Genomic DNA, 18968 nt, shown 5'->3' on the forward strand with positions numbered 1-18968 from the left:
TGGGGGGCTCCCTCCGGGCGGGCCGCTAAGCAGCCATCTGCGGCGTTGCACTTGCTTGACGTAGAATGACTACGCCGGCGCAAATGCGCCTTGCATCTGGCCGCTTAGCGGCCCGCTGGTATCACTATTTAGTACCATACAGGACACTACCCCCGGGTATCAGGTGGATGGTCACTTTGCGCCTTGCGGTATGCCCCGAGGCGGGGCGGGCCGCTACATGGTGCGCCAGCCGTCCGGGTGGTGCACATTGGTGGTTACCGCTCGGTAGGTTTCCAGTTTTTGCGCTGTGACTGAGCCTTCAAACCCGTTCCAGTAATCCTCCCGGCCTTCCCGCCAGCCGTTGATCCAGGCCTGGTGAAGCTCTTCATTTTCAAAGGGACAACGATCCATGGCCTTGTTTTGAGTGGCGGCCAGATAGCCTTTGTAGAAGGCTCTGTCGGACTGGTTGCGTTTTTGGCGTTTCATAAGGTTTGGACACCTCGCAGGTTTTCTCTCCCCGATATTCAAGGATATCGTGAAAACCTGTGGAATAAAAAAGCGCTCGCCGCCGCGCGCTGTTTCATTCGCTGTGCACTGTTGGGTTCACATTGCGAGAACCGGTTGGCATCCTTTGAGCTGGCGGTTATGAGCGCAGCCCCAGTAGATCAAAAACCACCTGGCCTGTGAACGAACGCTTTCGTCTGAAGAGAAGTGGTAATAGAAGAAATTTGCATAGCGGGAAAATCTTCCCAAAATTGTCGCCTTCCCGGCACAGTTTCCGCTTGAGTGAGAGACAGGATTTTGACTGACGTTATCGACTTTACCGCCAGCTGCCCCCGGGGCCTGGAGAGCCTGCTGGCGGAGGAGTTGCGCGCCCTGGGCGCCGGGGCGACCCGCGAACAGCCCGCCGCCGTGCATTTCTCCGGTTCTCTGCAATTGGCTTATCGCTGCTGCCTGTGGAGCCGCCTGGCCAACCGCGTGTTGCTACGGCTGGGGCAGGTCCGGATTGCCGATGCGGAAGATCTCTACCGCGCCGTCGCCGGGATTCCCTGGGAGGAGCATATCAATCCCTCCGGTGTACTCTGGCTGCAGTTCTCCGGCACCAACCGGGAAATCCGCAACAGCCAGTTCGGCGCCCAGAAGGCCAAGGACGCCATCGTCGACCGGCTGCGCCGCCAGAGCGGTGCGCGGCCGGAGATAGACCGCCGCCATCCGGACCTGACCGTGGCCCTGCGCCTGCAACGGGACACGCTGGATATCGCCATCGACCTCAGCGGCACGAGCCTGCACAGGCGTGGCTACCGCACCCATATCGGCGCCGCGCCCCTGAAAGAGAACCTCGCTGCGGCACTGCTGGTGCGCGCCGGCTGGCCGGGCATCGCCGCCGATGGCGGCGCGCTGCTGGACCCCATGTGCGGCTCCGGCACCTTGCTTATCGAGGGGGCGATGATGGCGGCGGATAGTGCGCCGGGACTGTTGCGCGAGGAATTCGGTTTCGAGCGCTGGCTCAACCACCAGAGCGATCTGTGGATGCCGCTGCGGGAGGAGGCGCTGGAGCGCCGGCATCAGGGGCTGGAACGGGAACTGCCGGAAATCCGCGGCTACGACGCCGACGCCAAGGTTCTGTTTGCCGCCGAGGCCAATATCGCCCGCGCCGGGCTGGAAAAGCAGGTGCGGGTCAGCTGCCGCCCGGTGGCGGCCTTCAAGGTGCCCAGTCACCGCCAAGTGAAACCCGGACTGGTATTGACCAATCCCCCCTATGGCGAGCGCCTGGGCGAACAGGAAGCACTGCGCGAGACCTACGCGGAATTGGGCCGGCAGCTGAAAAAGGAATTTCCCGGATGGTCGGTGGGTATTTTCACCGGCAATCCGGAACTGGGTCATGCCACCGGCCTGCGCTCCCACAAACAGTACCAGCTGTACAACGGCAGTATTCCCAGCCAATTGCTGCTGTTTCATATCCGCGAGCAGTCTATGGAAAACCGGGGGGAAGGGGAGGGCCGTCGAACGCTTTCCGCCGAGGTGGAGATGGTTGCCAACCGGCTGCGCAAGAACCTGCGCACCACAGGCAAGTGGGCGCAGAAGAACGGCATTAGCTGTTACCGCCTGTACGACGCGGACTTGCCGGAATACGCTGCGGCGATTGACCTCTACCGCTCGCTGGAAGGCGAGTTGTTTGCCCATGTCCAGGAGTACAAGGCGCCGGCGAACATCCCGGAGGAAAAGGCCCAAGCGCGGCTGCGCGACCTGGTGCGCGCGGTTCAATCGGTGCTGGAGCTGTCCGGGAAAAATATCATCATCAAAGAGCGCCGCCGTCACAGCCATAAGGGTGGTGGCCAGTACCGCAAGCGGGATACCGGCGGCCAGCCATTCACGGTGAACGAGTACGGTGCGCAACTGGAGGTAAACCTCTGGGCCTACCTGGATACCGGCCTGTTCCTGGACCACCGCCCGGTGCGGCGGCACCTGCGCGAGCAGGCACGCGGAAAAAAATTCCTGAATCTCTTCTGCTACACCGCCACCGCCACGGTGCAGGCGGCCCTGGACGGCGCGGCGCAGAGCACCAGCGTGGATATGTCGAAAACCTACCGGGATTGGGCCGCGCGCAACTTCCGGCAAAACAACATGGACCCCTACCGCCACCAACTGGTGGAGGCGGATTGCCTGCAATGGCTGGAAGCCGCGCAACAGAACCGGCGCGGCCACTACGACCTGATTTTCATGGACCCGCCCAGTTTTTCCAACTCAGCGAAAATGCGCGGCGTACTGGATATACAGCGGGACCATGCAAAGTTGATCCGCCAGTGCATGGCGCTGCTGGCCCCGGGCGGCACCCTGGTGTTCTCCAACAATCTGCGCAGTTTCAAGATGGACGAAGCTATTTGTGCGGAATTTCGGGTAGAGAATTTACAACTGCTGGACAGGGATTTTCAGCGCAACCCGAAAATACACAACGTTTGGGAAATCCAGAAATAACCGGTGCGCACGGCGCACCCTACGGGCTATGCCTGTGTAGGGTGCGCCGTGCGCACCGTCAAGGGAGCTTGTCGAGCAGCTTCAATAGCTCCCCGGTTTCCATATTCCCCCCGCTGACCACTGCCGCGGCGCAGGCGCTTCCGTCGAGGGAGACGGCGCCGGCGGCGATCGCTGCCACGGCGATGGCACCGCCGGGTTCGGCGTAGAATTTGCCGCGGGTGATCAGCAATTCTGCGCCGGCGGCGATGCCCTCTTCATCGAGGGTTACCAGTTCGTCCACCACCCGGCGGCTGGCGGCGTAGGTGTGCTCTCCGGCGCGGTTGGCGCCGAGGCTGGCGGCCAGGGTTTGCACTTTCTCCAGTTCCACCGGGCCCCCCGCGTCCCAGGCGGTCTTCAGGGCGGCGGCGCCGGCGGGTTCCACGCCGACGATACGGACCTCCGGCCTGGCATACTTGATGGCAATGCCTATGCCGGAGATCAGGCCGCCTCCGCCCACCGGGCAGATCAGGGTATCCAGTTCCGGCAGCTGTTCCAGCAGTTCCAGCCCCACAGTGCCCTGGCCGGCGATGATGTACGGATCGTCGTAGGGGGGCACCAGGGTGGCGCCGCGCTCCCGCACCAGTTGATTGGCATGGGCCCAGGTGGCACGGATATCTCCATGCAGTATCACCTCGGCGCCGTAGCCGCGGCAGGCTTCCACCTTGAAGGGACTGGCGCCCTCCGGCATTACCACGGTGGCGGGAATACCCCGCTCGCCGCAGGCCCAGGCCAGGGCCATGCCGTGGTTGCCGGCGGAGACGGTGACCAGCCCCCGCTCCAGCCGGGTATCGGCGGCGCTGGCCAGCCAGTTGAGTACGCCGCGCGGCTTGAAGGAGCCGGTCTGCTGGAAGAGTTCGCACTTCAACCACAGCGGGCGCCCCAACCGTTCCTCCAGGGGACGGCTGCGCAGGCAGGGTGTGGGTTCCAGAAATCCGGCGATGGCTTCGCGGGCGGCCTCTATCTCCACTGCACTGATATCGCTCATCGCCGCACCGTTACTTCGCAGGGGACGCCGGTCAGGAATTCGCAGCCGCTCTCGGTCACTACCACCGTGTCGGATATAAAGGCGTCGCCGAGGGGACTGCGCAGCAGCCAGGACATCAGGTGGAGAACCATGCCGACCTCCAGTTTCAGGCTGGAGCCGGCGCGCAGGGCCACCGGCACGCCGCTGCCGGACCAACTGGGCGGATAGCCGATGCCCACGGAGTAGCCGCAGTGGTGGCGGCGATAGCTTTCCAGCCCACTGTCGTCCAGTACCGCCTGCCAGGCGTTATAGACATCGCCGGCGGAGACTCCCGGGTGGATGGCATCGGCGGCGGCGTGGGCCGCATCGAGGCAGATGGCGTTGATGCTCTCGGCCTCCGGAGGCGCCTCACCGATATAGACCAGCCGGCCCATGGGGGCGTGGTAGCGGCGCACGCAGCCGGCCATCTCCAGGAACAGCAGGTCCCCTTCGGCCAGCCGGTAGTCCTGCCAGGTGCCGTGTTCGTGCTCCAGGGTGGTGGTGGCGCGAACCAGGGGCACAAACCCGGGATAGGTGCCCCCCCGCCGGCACATCTCGCTGTAGATCGCCGCCATCACGTCCCTTTTACTGACTCCCACGCCGGCGGCGGCGATGGCCGCCAGCATCATTGCGTCGGAGACCCGCGCCGCCTCCCGGGTGCACTCCAACTCGTGATCGGACTGGCGGATGCGAAAGGCGTCCACCAGTCCGGAGGCATCCACGAACTCGGCTTCCGACAGGGACTGCTGGATGCCTTCGGCCACGGTAATGGGAAAGAAACTGCCGGCCTTTTCCATCCCCAGCCGCCCGCGCTCCAGGCCTATGCCGGCCAGGGTGTCGCGGGTAACCGGGATCGAGGGGGGGATGGCTTCCGGGGCGGCTTTCAGCGGAGCGGGCCAGGGTTCCAGGGTTTCCGCGCCCTTGGCTATGGGCACTTGCCGGTCGCCTCCCGCGGGACTGCCGTCCGGGTAGCCGATATGGCGCACGCCGGGCGCCATATCGCGCACCACCGCCTTTTCCATTTCCCGGGTGATCAGCACCGGATCGCCGCGGGCCGGCACCACCAGCATCTGGTAGGCGAAGTAGCCCATATGGTCCAGGCCGGTGAGGTAGTAGATGTTCTCGGGGCTGGTGATCAGGCAGGCGTCCAGCCCCAGTTCTGCCAGTTGGGCGCGGACTGCTTCTTGGCGCTGTCTGAACTCGCTGCGGGTGAATGGAGCGATCACGACGGTATAGTAGCCAATGTCCAGTGGTTAGTGTTTAGTGTAACTCACCACTGAATCCCCACCGCTGACCACTCACTCCAGTTCCATTACCACGCGGAAGCCGACTGTCTTGGAAACGGTGTGTTCGCTCAGGCCGGTGCGGTAATCGGAACTGATATTACTCAGGGGTTCCCGCATGGAGCCGCCGCGCACGCTGCGCAGTTCGCATTTGTCTACCGCTACCGGTTGGCCGTCGTCACGGCTCTGGCCGTAACCTTTCAGGTAGCAATCCTCTACCCACTCGGCCACATTGCCGGCGGTGTCGAAGAGGCCGAAGCGGTTGGCCTGGTAGTGCCCCACGGGTGCGCTGGAATAGCTGAAGAGGCCGTTGAACTCGCTGGAGCAGCCGCGGCGACAGTTGGCTTTGCCGCGGGCTTCGCTGTCGCCCCACCAGAAGGGGTGCGGCACGCCGCCGCGGGCGGCGTACTCCCACTCGGCCTCGCTGGCCAGGCGGTAGCGGCGACCGGTCTGGCTGGACAGCCAGCGGGCGTAGTCCCGCGCATCCCGCCAGCTCACGTTGATTACCGGGCGGTCGCCGCGGCCCCAGCCGGAATCACCGGGCAGGGCGGCGTCGGTGGCCTCGGCGTAGCGGTCGTATTCGTCGAAGGTGACTTCGTGGGTGGAGATGGCGAATGGTTTAGCAATGGTGACCCGATGCGCGGGGCTGGAGGCGTCGCGCCGGTCGTTGCCCATGGTGAAGCTGCCGGCCCCGATCACCACCATCTGCGGGCCGTCGCCGCCGTCCGCCAGGGAAGAGCGGATCTTTTTTCCGGGGTAGTAGGCGCGCTCCAGGGTCACCGGCACCGTGAGGTCGGCGTCTTCTATCGCCACCCAGCGGCGCAGCGTGGTGTAGCCGGGCCGGCTCACTTCCAGGTCGTACCTGCCCGGTTCCAGGGGCATGCCCGCGCGGTAGCGGGGATTGATGTTCATGATCCGTACCCGCGCATTGCGGGGGCGCGGCTGCACCGTGAGACGGTATTTCGGGATTTCCACCACAGGTTCGAGGGCCGCGGCATCTTCGCCGGGGGTGGCATCGGCCGCTTCCCCGGCCTCCGGCTCTGTTTCCCCGGTTCCGGCGGTCTCCACCGGCGCATCGGTTCCCAGCGGGGCCGGCGGTTCGATGCTCTGTTGAGGGGGCTCCTGTTCTGGCTCCGGTTCACCGGGTGCCGTCGCTGCGGCCACCGCCGGGGTCTCGGGGGCAGGGGGGGCCTGTTCCGGTACCAGCAGAGAGGCGGTGTAGTCGCTGGCGCTGTCCAGCAGGGGAGAGCCGGATTGCCACTGCAGCTTGTAGCCGATCAGGCTGAACAGTACCCAGGCGAGCACCAGGGAGACCGATACCAGGCCGCCGAACAGCCACTGGCGGCGCTTGCGCGGCGGTGCCTGCTGGATCACCTGGTGGATGCGCATAATGGTTGCCTGCTCGGCGCGGGGATGGTTTTCGTGCAGGGGTTTGTCGCGCCAGCGGGCCCAGGCGGCGGCGATCTGGTCGCTCAGGGTGCCGTAAAGGGTCATCAGCAGGGCACGCAGCAGGCTGGAGACGCGCACCGAAGTGTTGTTGAGCTGGGTGGCCTGGGTCGATGGTTTGCCGGCCAGGGTGGCTATCAGTTGGTCGATGGCGTCCACCACGTCCAGCCCGCGCTGGAAGCGCTGTTCCGGGTCCTTGGCCAGGAAGCGGTCGATCAGGTTCTGATACAGGGAGTGGCGCGCCGGCAGCTTGGGAACCGGGTCGGTGAGGTGCTTGATGGCGATGGCCACCGCCTCGTCCGCCTGGAAGGGCACCGCACCGGCGAGCATCTCGTAGAACACCACCCCCAGGCTGTAGAGGTCAGCGCGCCCGTCGATGGCGGTGCCGCGGGCCTGTTCGGGGCTCATATAGTGGGGCGTGCCCACCACCATGCCGGTAGTGGTCATGCGCGTGGTCTGCGCGATTGCCCGGGCCACCCCGAAGTCGGTGAGCACTGCGGAGCCGTCCTCGCGAAACAGGATGTTTTCCGGTTTCAGGTCGCGGTGCACATAGCCCTTGTCGTGGGCGTGATCCAGCGCCGTGGCGATCTGGCGGATGATATTCAGCGCCTCCAGCGGATCTATGGTCCCCTCGGACAGGCGGTCGGAGACGGAGCCGCCGGGCATGTAGTCCATGGCGATATAGTTGAGGCTGCGGTAGCGGCCGATATCGTGGATGCCGACAATATTGGGGTGGGAGAGCTGGCCGACGATGTTGGCCTCGCGCTGGAAGCGCTCGCTGAACACCGGATCGGCGTTGAGCACCGGCGACATCACCTTGAGCGCCACCTGGCGGCCAACGCTGCGCTGGATAGCCAGGTATACGGTGGACATGCCGCCCTGGTTGATCTTCCTCAGGATGCGGTAGCCGGGGATTTCCCGCGATGCGGCGGTATTGGTGCTGACGACTTCCATTGAACCCTATTCCTTGCCTCTTTTACCCAAACTGCCGGGCGACCAGTGTAGCCAGCAGGCCCAGCAGGGCGAGTGCACTCAGGACAGGGAGTATTTTGCCGCGAAATTTCAATCCGGGCGCGGAAGGGTGTGGCGTACGGCCTGTGCGGAAAGTCCACTTTCCGGATGTTACTGGCGCCTTATCCGGCGCGCTGATCAGTTGTACGGTGATATTGTCCTTGCCCCCTGCATCCAGTGCGGCGGCCACCAGCAGGTCCGCGGCGCGGCGGTTGTCGCTGTTGGCCGCCAGAACCCGAGCTATCTGTTCGGACTCCACCTCGGCGCTGAGGCCGTCGCTGCACAGCAACAGTTTCTGTCCCGGCCGCCAGAGGGCGGAAACCCGGTCTATCTCCAGGTTGGGATTGGCGCTGCCGCCGATACAGCGGGTAATCACATGTCGGTTGGGGTGGCTGGCGGCCTCCAGCGGGTCGATCGCGCCGGAATCCACCAGCATCTGCACGTAGGAGTGGTCGTTGGTGAGCTGCTTCAGCTGGCTGCCATCCTCGCCCGGTGTCCAGAGGTAGGCGCGGCTGTCGCCCACCCAGTAAATGTGGAAGTAGGCGCCGTCTTCCGCCATCACCACGGCGGTGGAGCCCATATTGGCGGTATTCTGTTCGTCCCCCAGGAGCAGGGCGTGTGCGCGCTGCAGGGCTCGCTCGTAGTGGCGATCGGTGCCCGCGGAGCGCTGGATTTCCTCCACCACGGTTTTGCTGGCGATCTCTCCGGCCTGGTGGCCACCCAGGCCGTCGGCTACCACCCAGACTCCGCGCTGCTCGTCGGCCCAGCAGGCGTCTTCATTCTGCTCGCGTTTGTAACCTGGGTGGGTGGCGCTGGCGCTGCGCCTGGCGCCGCTGGCGCGCTTGACTGTCCCGCTGTCCCGCGATACCTCGCGTACTTTGGCTTCACTCACTGGCGTGCAACTACCTTTATTGTGGTTAACCCGGTGGTCGGTGTGTCTGGTCGACTCTGCAGCGTGGCAGCTGTTGCAGCGGTCCAGCCTGTACCCGCACCGGTGGTCTATCCCTGTCTGGCATGCCGTTCATATTAGAACCCAGGGCCGCGGCAGGCTGCAAACGGAATCACATGCGGGGTAAATTCTCCGTGATAAACTCGCGCCCGGTTATCAATGAACAGTGATCGACTATCGGTTGCCAGTGGATTTTTGTTCATTGCTTATTGATCATTGCTTATTGATCATCGGGGAACCTTATATGTTCAAACTTTGCGATCTCAAGGATGCCAGCCAGAGCGTATGGCTGGTAGCGCCGAAAGTGACCATCGGGCGCGCCGGCAGTTGTGATCTGACCATCGCGGACAACGCCGTGGCCAAGTTGCACGCCGAGGTGGCGGTGGAAGACGATCAACTCACTCTGCACAACCTGGCCGGTGCCGGATTGGTTGCGGTCAACGGCCAGTCAGTGGAGGACAGTTGCCCGCTGCAACTGGGCGACCAGGTAAAGATTGGCGGGCGCATACTGGCGGTGCTGGACCCCAAGGTAACCAAGCTTAAAGCCGGCGCCGGCAGCGGTGTCTCCTGGGCGCTGCGCGCCAACCATCCGGCGATTGCCGGCAAGGTGTTCCCTGTGCGAGAAACCAGTGTGGTGGGCCGCTCCGACGAGTGCGATATCACTTTTTCCCTGTCTCATCTGTCCCGCCGGCACGCGCGCCTGGAGGTGCGCGAGGGGCTGCTGTTTGTCATCGACCTGGGTTCCGCTAACGGCACCTACCTTAACAATCGGCGGGTGGTGGAGAGCCGCGTGCGCCGCGGGGACGAACTGCGCTTCGACACCCTCAGCTTCAGCGTGGTGGGCCCGGCGGACGACCGCGACAAGACCACAGTGCGCCCTGCGGTGTCTCTGCCCCAGGACAAGTCGGCAACCGAGGATGCGGCGCGGGCGGCTGGGGCGCGCCCGCAAACGGTCTCGGGCTCGGAACCCACCCGGGAACGGCGTCGCTACGAAGGCGATTCCGCATTGGCCGAGGGCGGCGGTAGCGGCTGGATCTGGATGAGCGGCCTGCTGCTCACCGCGGCGGTGGTCGGCTATTTCTGGGCGCACAACCAGGGGCTGATCTGACGGTGCCGAAAGACCTGATCCTCTACACCACCCTGGGCTGCAGCCTGTGCGAAAAAGCCAAAGCGGAGATCTGGCCGCTGCTGGAGCAGTTCCAGCTTCGTCTGTGTGAAGTGGACATCGCCGACAATCCCCAGCTGCTGGACCGCTTCGCAACGCGCATTCCACTGGTGGGGTTGGGGGATCCGGAGGATGTCTGTGGCTGGCCTTTTGACCGGGAGCAGTTGCAGGAATGGCTCCTGCGCCGGCTCCCGGAACTGTAGGAGCGGACCTACAGGCGAAACCAGACTAGAAGCTCAAGCCGGAATCCAAAAACCCACGATTTCTCTAGACGCCCGGGTGACGAAATGCTTTTTCGATGGGGTATCGCCCCGGCAATCTTTTATTGCAAGGGAATGGCAATAATAAAATGAGAAATTAAAGCCTGCGGCTCGCTTCTTGTTCGCTCAGCAGCGATGCCTTGTCCCCGCTGCGATAGGCGTAGATCACCGTATAGGCGAGCACGTTCTGGACGTAGTTGCGGGTTTCGTTGAAGGGGATGGTTTCTATCCAGACATCGTAGGGCAGTCTGTTTCCCGTTTCCTCCAGCCAGCGCGCCACCCGGGTGGGGCCGGCGTTATAGGCGGCGGCTGCTAGAAAGCGGTTGTTGTCGAAGCGGTCCAATAGTGAATTCAGGTAGTGGCTGCCGAGGGCGATATTGGTGTCGGGGCTGAGCAGGTCCCAGCTGCGCCGGTAGGGCACGCCGGCGCGGCGGGCGGTGGCGCGGGCGGTGGATGGCAGCAACTGCATCAGCCCCAGGGCACCGGCATGGGATTTGGCGTCATGGCTGAAGTGGCTCTCCTGGCGCGCCACGGCGTAGATCAGGTAGGGATTGAGAGCGGTGTTGTCGCCCACTCTCCTGCTGACGTCCGCCACGATATTGGGGAAGGCCAGTGGAAATCTCAGCTCCAGGTCGTCCAGGTAATCCGCCGCCAGCACCGAGCGAATGGACTTGTGATACCAGCCCCAGGAACTCGCCAGCTTGCCGGCGGTAAGCAGTTCCTCGTGGGACATGCCCTCGGTGGCGTAGTCCCACTCCCGACGCGCGTGGTAGAACTCGCCGATGGCCTGCAGCTCGCGCGCACGCTGCATTGCCGGGTCGGCGGCCAACTGCTCCACCTGCCTGGGCGTGATCGGCGCCGGCCGGTCCACAAAACTGTAGTTCTCTCCCAGGGTGTCCGCGGCCAGAAAGCCGTAGTAGCTGCGCTCGGCGGCGGCTTTGCGGTACAGCGCCACCGCTTCGTCGGCGCGCCCCTTGCTGTAAAGCTCCTCGATGACGCGGGCCTTCCAGTAGAGCCAGCGGTCGGATTGTTGCTCGCTCTCCGGCAGGCGGTCTATCCAGAATTCCACCTGGGCCCAGTCCAGCTCCCGCAGGGACTGGCGGGCCAGCCATTCGAAAATCCGGGAATCGGAAAAATCCTCGCTGCGCGCGAGCAGTTGCCGCAGCCCCTCCATGTCGTCCTGGCGCGCGAACTGCAGTGCCAGGCGCCGCAGCAGCAGGTCGCGCTCTTCGTCACTGAACAGGTAGCTGGCCTCGTAGCGGCGCCAGGCCCTGTCGCTGGCCGCGGCGTCCTCCCGGGCGAGCCTGTGCAGGCCGTGCAGGACGATATCCCGGTATTCCGGCTCGTCGCTGATAAAGCGGCTGTAGTCCAGCAGTTGCTTCGGCTCGCGGTGCACCGAACGCATCAGCTGTGCCAGCCGCGCCTGTCCGTCTCCCATCTTGCCGGCGATATAGCTTGCCAGGTCCAGGTTGCCGCGCTCCACCGCCAGCCGGTGGCGCCGCCAGGCCAGTTCGGGGATGAGGCCGCCATTGCCTATCCAGCGGTTGAATGCCGGATCGCACTCGTCGGGCTGGGAGACGCCGACGGTCCACAACTCCTCCACCAGCTCATAGGCGGCCCGCTTGTCGCCGTGGCGGGAGAGGGCGTCGGCGTAGTAGCAGCGCAGGGAGGTGCGGGTGATTTTTTCCGGCCGGTAGTATTTCAGGTAGGCGCGAAAGCGCTTGCGGCTGCCCAATTCGCGCAGTACGCGGATGCGCATCCAGTCGCCGATGGCGGTGCCGCGGTAGTCGGTGAGAAACTGGTCGATTTCCCCGTAGGGCAGCTGTGGAAGCTTTTTGCTCAGGGCCCAGTAGTCGATGTAGGGTGCCAGCGGGTAGCCGCGCAGCTCCCGCTTCAGTCTCGCGAGTTCGCTTTGGTCGCCGCGGGCGATGGCCGCGCGCGCCTCACGCAGTTTTTCGCGCTGCGCCACCGCCTTTTCCGCGTCTTCCCCCGCTACCGGTACCGCGGTCACAGCCAGTACCAGAGAGAGCAAAAGTGCGACTCCCTTTGCGTCAATCGACATTAGAATCACCCGATTGAAATTTCGCGCCGGATAATTTAGCAGAACAGCGCGATGATTAATGCGTAAAATATCCGTTTTTACTCAACAGCAAGTGTAGTTAAAGATGTTACTTCAGTTGGATGGCGTTTGTTTACGCTACGGAACCCAGGTGCTCGCGGAGGATGTCAGCGCAAAACTGGATCGCGGGGATCGCATCTGCCTGGTGGGCCGCAATGGAGAGGGCAAATCCAGCCTGTTGCGCCTGATCGCGGGGGAGATAGACGCCGACGGCGGTGAGGTGGTGCGCAGTAGCGGCCTGGTGCTGGCGACGCTGGAGCAGGAGCTGCCGTCGGACTGTAGTGACTCCGTCTACCGCTATGTGGCGGGAGGCTTGGGCGACGTGGGCGCCTGGCTGGCGGACTACCGCGCGGAGCCGGATGTGGACCTGCAGGCGCGTATCGAGTCCGCCCACGGCTGGGACCTGCTGCCGCGGATCGACAGTGTGCTGGACCGCCTCGGCCTCGATGGCGGAGACCGGGTGTCGGACCTGTCCGGCGGCTGGCAGCGCCGCGCGGCGCTGGCCCGGGCTCTGGTGACCGAACCGGACCTGCTGATCCTGGACGAGCCCACCAACCACCTGGATATCGCCGCAGTGGAGTGGCTGGAAAATTTTCTCGCCAGCTACCGCGGCGCGCTGCTGTTCGTCAGCCACGACCGCGCCCTGGCGCAGCGGCTGGCGAAGACGGTGTGGGACCTGGATCGCGGGCAACTGCGCGTGTTCCAGTGTGATTTTGAGCGCTACCAGCAGGAAAAGGAGAAACTGCTGGAGGAGGAGGCGCGGCACGCCGAGCTGTTCGACAAGAAACTCGCCCAGGAGGAGGCCTGGATCCGCCAGGGGATCAAGGCCCGGCGCACCCGCAACGAGGGCCGGGTGCGCGCTCTGCAGGCGCTGCGACGCCAGCGGGAGGCGCGCCGGGAGCGGCAGGGCAGGGCGAAAATGGCGCTGGATTCCGGGGAGCTGTCCGGCAAGCTGGTGGCGGAATTGAGCAATGTCTCTTTTGCTTATCCCGGCGAGGAGCCACTGGTCCGCGATCTCTCCTTCACCCTGATGCGCGGCGACAGGGTGGGCCTGATCGGCCCAAACGGCGCCGGCAAAAGTACCCTGATCCGGTTGTTGTTGGGCGAGCTGCAGCCGGATTCCGGCGAGGTGCGCCTGGGTACGAAGCAGCAGGTGGCCTACTTCGACCAGCGCCGCGACCAGCTCAATCCCGAACTTTCCGTGCTCGACAATATCGCCGAGGGCAGGGAGTCCATCACTGTCGGTGGCAGGAGCCGCCACGCGATGTCCTACCTGGCGGACTTCCTGTTCAGTGGTATCAAGGCGCGCACACCGGTGGGGGCACTCAGTGGCGGCGAGCGAAATCGCGCGCTGCTCGCCAAGCTGTTCAGCCAGCCGGCGAACATCCTGGTGCTGGATGAGCCCACCAACGACCTGGATGTGGAAACCCTGGAACTGCTGGAGCAACTGTTGCTGGACTTCCCGGGAACCGTGCTGCTGGTCAGCCACGACCGCGCTTTTCTCGACAATGTGGTGGACTCCTGCCTGGCCTTTGAGGGCGAGGGGCGCGTGCGTGAATATGTGGGCGGCTACGCCGATTTCCTGCGCCAGGGGGGAAGTTTTTCAACCGCCGGGGAACCGCAGCCAGTGGCGGAAAAGCCAAAAAACAAGCCGGATTCGGGCAGCCCGCCAGCGGCAAAGAAGAAAAAGCTCAGTTACAAATTGCAGCGCGAACTGGACAGCCTGCCGGGGCAGATCGAGCAGCTCGAAGAGGAGATCGGAAAGCTGGAATCCACGGTGGCACAGCCGGACTTTTATCAGCAGGAGCAGCCGCTGGTAGAGGAAAAGCTGAACCTTCTGGCGCAACGGCAGGCGCAACTGGAGGCGGCGTTCGAGCGCTGGGCGGAGTTGGATAGTGATTAATACTCAAGTTTCGGGGTTCGAGGGCCTGTCAAGGGCGAAAGCCGGGGGGGCGGCTTTCAGGGACAATCCTACGGTTGAACTCCGAAACTTGAGTTAATAAAGCGTTTTCGGGCGGAAATACCGCTCACTTTTCATCGACATGCACCCGCACCGCCAGCACATCGCAGGAGGCGCCGTGGAGGACACCGTTGGCGGTGGACCCCAGCAGCAGCGCGAGGCCGTGGCGGCCGTGACTGCCGATGACGATTAAGTCCACTTCCCGCTCTTCCGCCAGGCGGTGAATCTCCGTCGCCGGCTGCCCCAGCACCACGTGCTGGCGCTCCGCGGGGATTCCCAGTCTGTCGGCGGACTTGCGCAACTGCTCCTTCGCCTGATTTTGCAATTGCTCCTGGACCTCCGAGAGATCCATGGGGATATCGCCGCCGTAGGCGAAGGTCAGTGGCTCAATCACGTGCGCCAGGCTCAGGTCCGCCCCGCAGGCGCCGCCAATATCGGCGGCCTTTTGCAGTACCTGGGAGGACTCCTTCGAGAGGTCCAGGCCGACGAGAATGTGCTTGTAGCTGGCCATAGGCGTTCCGCTCCATGTCTGAACAATAGAACCTGAATCGGTGACTTCATGACGGCGCAGAGCACAAGCTCTTGACGCCACAGCGAATTTTCCTCAGTCGGCCGTAATCCCTGATACGCCACTCCTTCGGAAAATCCACTGTGACATCAATATCTTGCACTCTGCATCCGCCTTGAAGTCACCGATTCAGGTTGAAGTCTACTTTTAAAAAAAGGTTCTTGACAGAGGCGGCGCCGGGCGACGCAAAATAGGCGCCTTATCCCACCAACAAGGAGTGGTTATGACCGGCTGGTTACCCCTCATTATTATTCTCTTTGCTGTCGTTTTGGTGGTGGGACCGGTGATGTGGCTGAAGCCCAGCGCCCGGGACCAGCGCCTGGCCGCACTGCGCAGCCGCGCCTCCCGGGAGGGGCTGACTGTGCAGATGAAATCCCTGCCGGCGGCGGAAGGGCAGGGCAGCGCGGCGGTGTACTTCACCCGCTGGGGAGACACCCGCCGCCTGCAGACCGGCTGGGTACTGGAGCGGCAGCGGGGCGACCACGAGATGAATTTCGCCGGGCACTGGGACTGGCGCAACGGCCGCGCCGCGCCGCAGGCTGCCTGGGGACCGCTGCGTGAATTGCTGGCCGCGCTGCCGGAGGATGCCATCGCGATTGTCGGCGCCGAGACCGGGCTGGGGGTGCAGTGGCGGGAATCCTCTGGAGACCGGGGAATGACGGCGCTGGAAAAAGCCCTGGAGGCGTCGCGCCGGCCAATAGAGGAAGCGATAAGACAGCCGCGAAACAGCACCCAATAGGCCGAATAACCATTCTGTGGGCGTGGTTATTGGTCTCGTCAGGAGCCCGCGCTGATGGCGGCCAGCGGCTGCTCCTACAAGATTGTCTATACCCTGGAAAGGTGAGAAAACGGGGTGTTGCGCAACAGTAATTTGCGCCGCTCGCTTGACCGCACCCGGGGCGGAGCTTATATATTCGCGCAGCGCTGGCCTTTGCCAAAGGCTGCCAAGGCTTGCGAAAGCAGTAAATTTTCTATTTAAAATCAAATACTTATGGGTAAATCACTGGTCATCGTCGAATCGCCGGCCAAAGCGAAAACCATCAACAAGTATCTCGGAAAGGACTTTGTAGTGAAGTCCAGCGTCGGCCATATTCGCGATTTGCCCACCGGCGGCGGAAACCGGCAGCCGGTAGACGCGAAGGAGCGCGCGCGCCGCGCCGCGGAGACCCGCAAGCTTTCACCGGAGGCCAAGGAGGCCTACAAGCGCAAGAAAAACCGCGAGCAGCTGATCAAGCGCATGGGCATAGACCCGGAACACAACTGGGCCGCCCACTACGAAATCCTGCCCGGCAAGGAAAAAGTGGTGAGCGAACTGCGCAAGCTCGCCGCCAATGCCGACCATATCTACCTGGCTACGGATTTGGACCGCGAGGGAGAGGCGATCGCCTGGCACCTGCGCGAGTCCATCGGCGGCGACGAGGGCCGCTATCGCCGGGTGGTGTTCAACGAGATCACCAAGTCCGCGATCCAGGAAGCCTTCAAGAGTCCGGGCCCGCTCAATATCAACCGGGTCAACGCCCAGCAGGCGCGCCGCTTCCTCGATCGCATTGTCGGCTACATGGTCTCGCCGCTGCTGTGGGAGAAAGTGGCCCGCGGCCTGTCCGCGGGGAGGGTGCAGTCGGTGGCGGTGCGCCTGGTGGTGGAGCGGGAGCGGGAGATTCGCGCCTTTGTCCCCGAGGAGTACTGGACCCTCGCCGCGGATACCGAAACCGCCAAGGCAGACCCGCTGCGCCTGGATGTCAAAAAGCAGGCCGGTGAAGCCTTTCGCCCGGTCAACGAGGAGCAGGCCAGCGCCGCGGTCAAGGCCCTGCGGTCGAGCGAGTTCAAAGTCACCGCGCGGGACGACAAGCCCACCAGCTCCAAGCCTTCGGCACCGTTTATCACCTCCACCCTGCAGCAGGCGGCGAGCAACCGCCTGGGTTTCAGCGTCAAGAAAACCATGATGCTGGCGCAGCGCCTGTACGAGGCCGGGCATATTACCTATATGCGAACCGACTCCACCAACCTGAGTGCGGAGGCGGTTGAATCGGTGCGCGAATTTATCGGCGAGAGCTACGGCGATAAATACCTGCCGGAAAAGCCCAACAGCTACAGCAGCAAGGAGGGCGCCCAGGAGGCCCACGAGGCGATCCGCCCCTCGAACGTGCGTATGCAGCCGAATATGCTCTCCGGCGTCGAGCGCGATGCCGAGCGCCTGTACAACCTGATCTGGCAGCAGTTCGTGGCTTGCCAGATGACCCCGGCGCAGTTCACTTCCACCTCGGTGGTGGTTACCGCCGGCGACTTCGAGCTGCGTGCCCGCGGGCGCGTGATCCGTTTCGACGGTTTTTTGAAAGTGGCGCCGCCGGTCAGCAAGAAAGACGAAGACCTGGTGTTACCGGATGTGAAAGTGGGAGAGAAACTCTCCCTGAAAAAACTGGATCCGAAACAGCATTTCACTAAACCGCCGGCGCGCTACAGCGAGGCGGCACTGGTGAAAGAACTGGAGAAGCGCGGTATCGGCCGTCCCTCCACTTACGCTTCGATCATCTCCACCATCCAGGACCGCGGCTACGTCCGCCTGGAAAACAGGCGCTTCTACGCGGAAAAAATGGGGGACATTGTCACCGACCGCCTCAGCGAGAGTTTCAAGAACCTGATGGATTACGGTTTTACCGCCAACCTGGAGGAATCCCTGGACACGGTGGCGGAGGGAGACAAGGGTTGGAAAGAACTGCTCGACGAATTCTATAGGGACTTCTCCGCGCGCCTGGAAAAGGCCCAGGCCGCCGAGGGCGGCATGCGCCGCAATGCGCCCACGGACACCGATATCCAGTGCAACAAGTGCGGCCGGCATATGCAGATCCGCACCGGCTCCACCGGCGTCTTCCTCGGCTGCTCCGGTTACGGGTTGCCTCCCAAGGAGCGCTGCACCAACACCATGAACCTGGTCCCTGGCGAAGAGGCCGTGGACGCGGACAAGGATGAAGAAGCGGAATCCCGCCAGTTGCGCGACAAGCGCCGCTGTTCCAAGTGTGGCACCGCCATGGACAGCTACCTGCTGGACGAGCAGCGCAAGCTGCATATCTGCGGCAACAACCCGGATTGCAACGGCTACGAGGTGGAGAAGGGCACTTTCAAGATCAAGGGCTACGATGGCCCGGTGATCGAGTGCGACAAGTGCGGCAGCGATATGCAGTTGAAGTCCGGTCGTTTCGGCAAGTACTTCGGCTGCACCAGCGAGGAGTGCAAGAACACCCGTAAACTGCTCAAGAACGGCCAGCCGGCACCACCGAAAATGGACCCGGTGCCCATGCCCGAGCTCCCCTGCCAGAAAGTGGACGACCACTATATTCTGCGCGACGGCGCCTCGGGCCTGTTCCTCGCCGCCAGCCAGTTCCCGAAGAACCGCGAGACCCGCGCGCCACTGGTGAAAGAACTGTTGCCGCACAAAAGTGAGATCGATCCCAAATACAGTTTCCTGTTTTCGGCGCCCACGGAGGACGACAAGGGGCGGGATACGGTGGTGCGTTTCAGCCGCAAGACCCAGGAGCAGTACGTGCAGTCCGAGGAAGAGGGCAAGGCTACCGGCTGGCGGGCTTTTTATCGCGACGGCAAGTGGCAGATCGAGGCCGGAAGCAGTGGTACCGCGCGCAAGCCGGCGCGCAAGAAAGCGGCCGCGCGCAAATGAGCAATCCCTATACCGGCGCCGTGGCGTCCGCTCTGCGTAAAAGCCAACTGCTCCTGGAAGGAGAGAGTGGGCCCGTGTTGCGGCAGGCGGCGGTGCAGGAGGGAGCGGTGATGCAGTTGTGGCGCGCCTACCGGGCCTTTCTCTGCGAACTGGCTTTTCAGTTGCAGCTGGGTTGTGAGCCCGAATCCGCTTCCGAACTCAAGGAGCGGGCCGCCGCCCGCGGTACGGCCTGTGCGGAGGCTGTCGAGCTGCTGGAGCTGCTCGGGGACTCCGGCAGTTGGCTGTCGCAACTGCAGGCCGCCTGGTTGCAGCTGTGGAAATTCTCCGGCGGAAGGAACGAAGGAAATGGCGGGAACGATAACTTGATTCCGTTGCAAAATCTGTCCGCTGCCGAAATCCCGGCTCTCAGTGAAGAGCGTTTGCAAGTATGGCGTACCGCGCTGGTGGAGCTGGTGCGGCGTCAGCGCGCACATATGGAAGAGTGGTAATCCAGAAGACAGAGATCAGATATCAGGTTTTGTCAGAAGGGACGAAACTGTC

At 63.5% G+C, this 18968-nt stretch carries 14 protein-coding genes; 7 read left to right on the forward strand and 7 right to left on the reverse strand.

Annotated features, from left to right (window positions below; genetic code table 11):
* Nucleotides 1–213 precede the first annotated feature (213 nt).
* The gene (rmf, locus tag ACRC0P_RS16270; protein ID WP_438632353.1) at nucleotides 214–465 is read right to left on the reverse strand and encodes a ribosome modulation factor; all 252 of its coding nucleotides are present in this window, start codon (nucleotides 463–465) and stop codon (nucleotides 214–216) included.
* 315 nt (nucleotides 466–780) lie between these two features.
* Between rmf and rlmKL the strand changes: the two genes are divergently transcribed.
* Nucleotides 781–2955 carry a bifunctional 23S rRNA (guanine(2069)-N(7))-methyltransferase RlmK/23S rRNA (guanine(2445)-N(2))-methyltransferase RlmL gene (rlmKL, locus tag ACRC0P_RS16275; RefSeq protein WP_438632354.1) on the forward strand — a complete coding sequence of 725 codons (2175 nt, stop codon included), beginning with the start codon at nucleotides 781–783 and terminating at the stop codon, nucleotides 2953–2955.
* A gap of 58 nt (nucleotides 2956–3013) precedes the next feature.
* Here rlmKL and ACRC0P_RS16280 read toward each other — a convergent pair whose 3' ends face one another.
* From ACRC0P_RS16280 to ACRC0P_RS16295, 4 genes are all read right to left on the reverse strand, one after another.
* Entirely contained in the window at nucleotides 3014–3979 is a 966-nt protein-coding gene (locus ACRC0P_RS16280; RefSeq protein ID WP_438632355.1) for a threonine ammonia-lyase, read from the reverse strand.
* Nucleotides 3976–5223, reverse strand: a complete 1248-nt coding sequence (locus tag ACRC0P_RS16285) for a M24 family metallopeptidase (protein WP_438632356.1) — start codon at nucleotides 5221–5223, stop codon at nucleotides 3976–3978. The genes ACRC0P_RS16280 and ACRC0P_RS16285 overlap by 4 nt, the downstream gene beginning before the upstream one ends.
* 72 nt (nucleotides 5224–5295) lie before the next feature.
* The gene (locus ACRC0P_RS16290) at nucleotides 5296–7680 is read right to left on the reverse strand and encodes a protein kinase domain-containing protein (protein WP_438632357.1); all 2385 of its coding nucleotides are present in this window, start codon (nucleotides 7678–7680) and stop codon (nucleotides 5296–5298) included.
* A gap of 22 nt (nucleotides 7681–7702) precedes the next feature.
* Nucleotides 7703–8629 carry a PP2C family protein-serine/threonine phosphatase gene (locus ACRC0P_RS16295; RefSeq protein ID WP_438632358.1) on the reverse strand — a complete coding sequence of 309 codons (927 nt, stop codon included), beginning with the start codon at nucleotides 8627–8629 and terminating at the stop codon, nucleotides 7703–7705.
* Between the two features lie 301 nt (nucleotides 8630–8930).
* Here ACRC0P_RS16295 and ACRC0P_RS16300 point away from each other — a divergent pair, with 301 nt between their 5' ends.
* Both ACRC0P_RS16300 and ACRC0P_RS16305 read left to right on the forward strand, forming a co-directional pair.
* Nucleotides 8931–9794, forward strand: a complete 864-nt coding sequence (locus tag ACRC0P_RS16300) for an FHA domain-containing protein (protein ID WP_438632359.1) — start codon at nucleotides 8931–8933, stop codon at nucleotides 9792–9794.
* A 2-nt stretch (nucleotides 9795–9796) separates the two neighbouring features.
* Entirely contained in the window at nucleotides 9797–10054 is a 258-nt protein-coding gene (locus ACRC0P_RS16305; RefSeq protein ID WP_438632360.1) for a glutaredoxin family protein, read from the forward strand.
* Nucleotides 10055–10208: 154 nt separating this feature from the next.
* On the opposite strand, the gene ACRC0P_RS16310 is transcribed toward ACRC0P_RS16305, so the two are convergent.
* Nucleotides 10209–12173, reverse strand: coding sequence for a transglycosylase SLT domain-containing protein (locus tag ACRC0P_RS16310; RefSeq protein ID WP_438632361.1), 1965 nt, complete (start codon nucleotides 12171–12173; stop codon nucleotides 10209–10211).
* A gap of 103 nt (nucleotides 12174–12276) precedes the next feature.
* Here ACRC0P_RS16310 and ACRC0P_RS16315 point away from each other — a divergent pair, with 103 nt between their 5' ends.
* Entirely contained in the window at nucleotides 12277–14133 is a 1857-nt protein-coding gene (locus ACRC0P_RS16315; protein WP_438632362.1) for an ATP-binding cassette domain-containing protein, read from the forward strand.
* Between the two features lie 124 nt (nucleotides 14134–14257).
* Here ACRC0P_RS16315 and ACRC0P_RS16320 read toward each other — a convergent pair whose 3' ends face one another.
* Nucleotides 14258–14701 carry a universal stress protein gene (locus ACRC0P_RS16320; protein ID WP_438632363.1) on the reverse strand — a complete coding sequence of 148 codons (444 nt, stop codon included), beginning with the start codon at nucleotides 14699–14701 and terminating at the stop codon, nucleotides 14258–14260.
* A gap of 280 nt (nucleotides 14702–14981) precedes the next feature.
* On the opposite strand from ACRC0P_RS16320, the gene ACRC0P_RS16325 reads away from it, so the two are divergent.
* The 3 genes from ACRC0P_RS16325 (at nucleotide 14982) to ACRC0P_RS16335 (ending at nucleotide 18916) form a co-directional block, all read left to right on the forward strand.
* Nucleotides 14982–15497 carry a hypothetical protein gene (locus tag ACRC0P_RS16325; RefSeq protein ID WP_438632364.1) on the forward strand — a complete coding sequence of 172 codons (516 nt, stop codon included), beginning with the start codon at nucleotides 14982–14984 and terminating at the stop codon, nucleotides 15495–15497.
* Between the two features lie 252 nt (nucleotides 15498–15749).
* Complete coding sequence (topA, locus tag ACRC0P_RS16330) at nucleotides 15750–18428, forward strand: type I DNA topoisomerase (protein WP_438632365.1); 2679 nt, start codon at nucleotides 15750–15752, stop codon at nucleotides 18426–18428.
* Nucleotides 18425–18916, forward strand: coding sequence for a DUF6586 family protein (locus ACRC0P_RS16335; RefSeq protein WP_438632366.1), 492 nt, complete (start codon nucleotides 18425–18427; stop codon nucleotides 18914–18916). The genes topA and ACRC0P_RS16335 overlap by 4 nt, the downstream gene beginning before the upstream one ends.
* The last annotated feature ends 52 nt before the right edge of the window (nucleotides 18917–18968 follow it).

The sequence above is a fragment of the Microbulbifer sp. genome (genome assembly GCF_051659245.1).
Taxonomy (GTDB): Bacteria; Pseudomonadota; Gammaproteobacteria; order Pseudomonadales; family Cellvibrionaceae; genus Microbulbifer.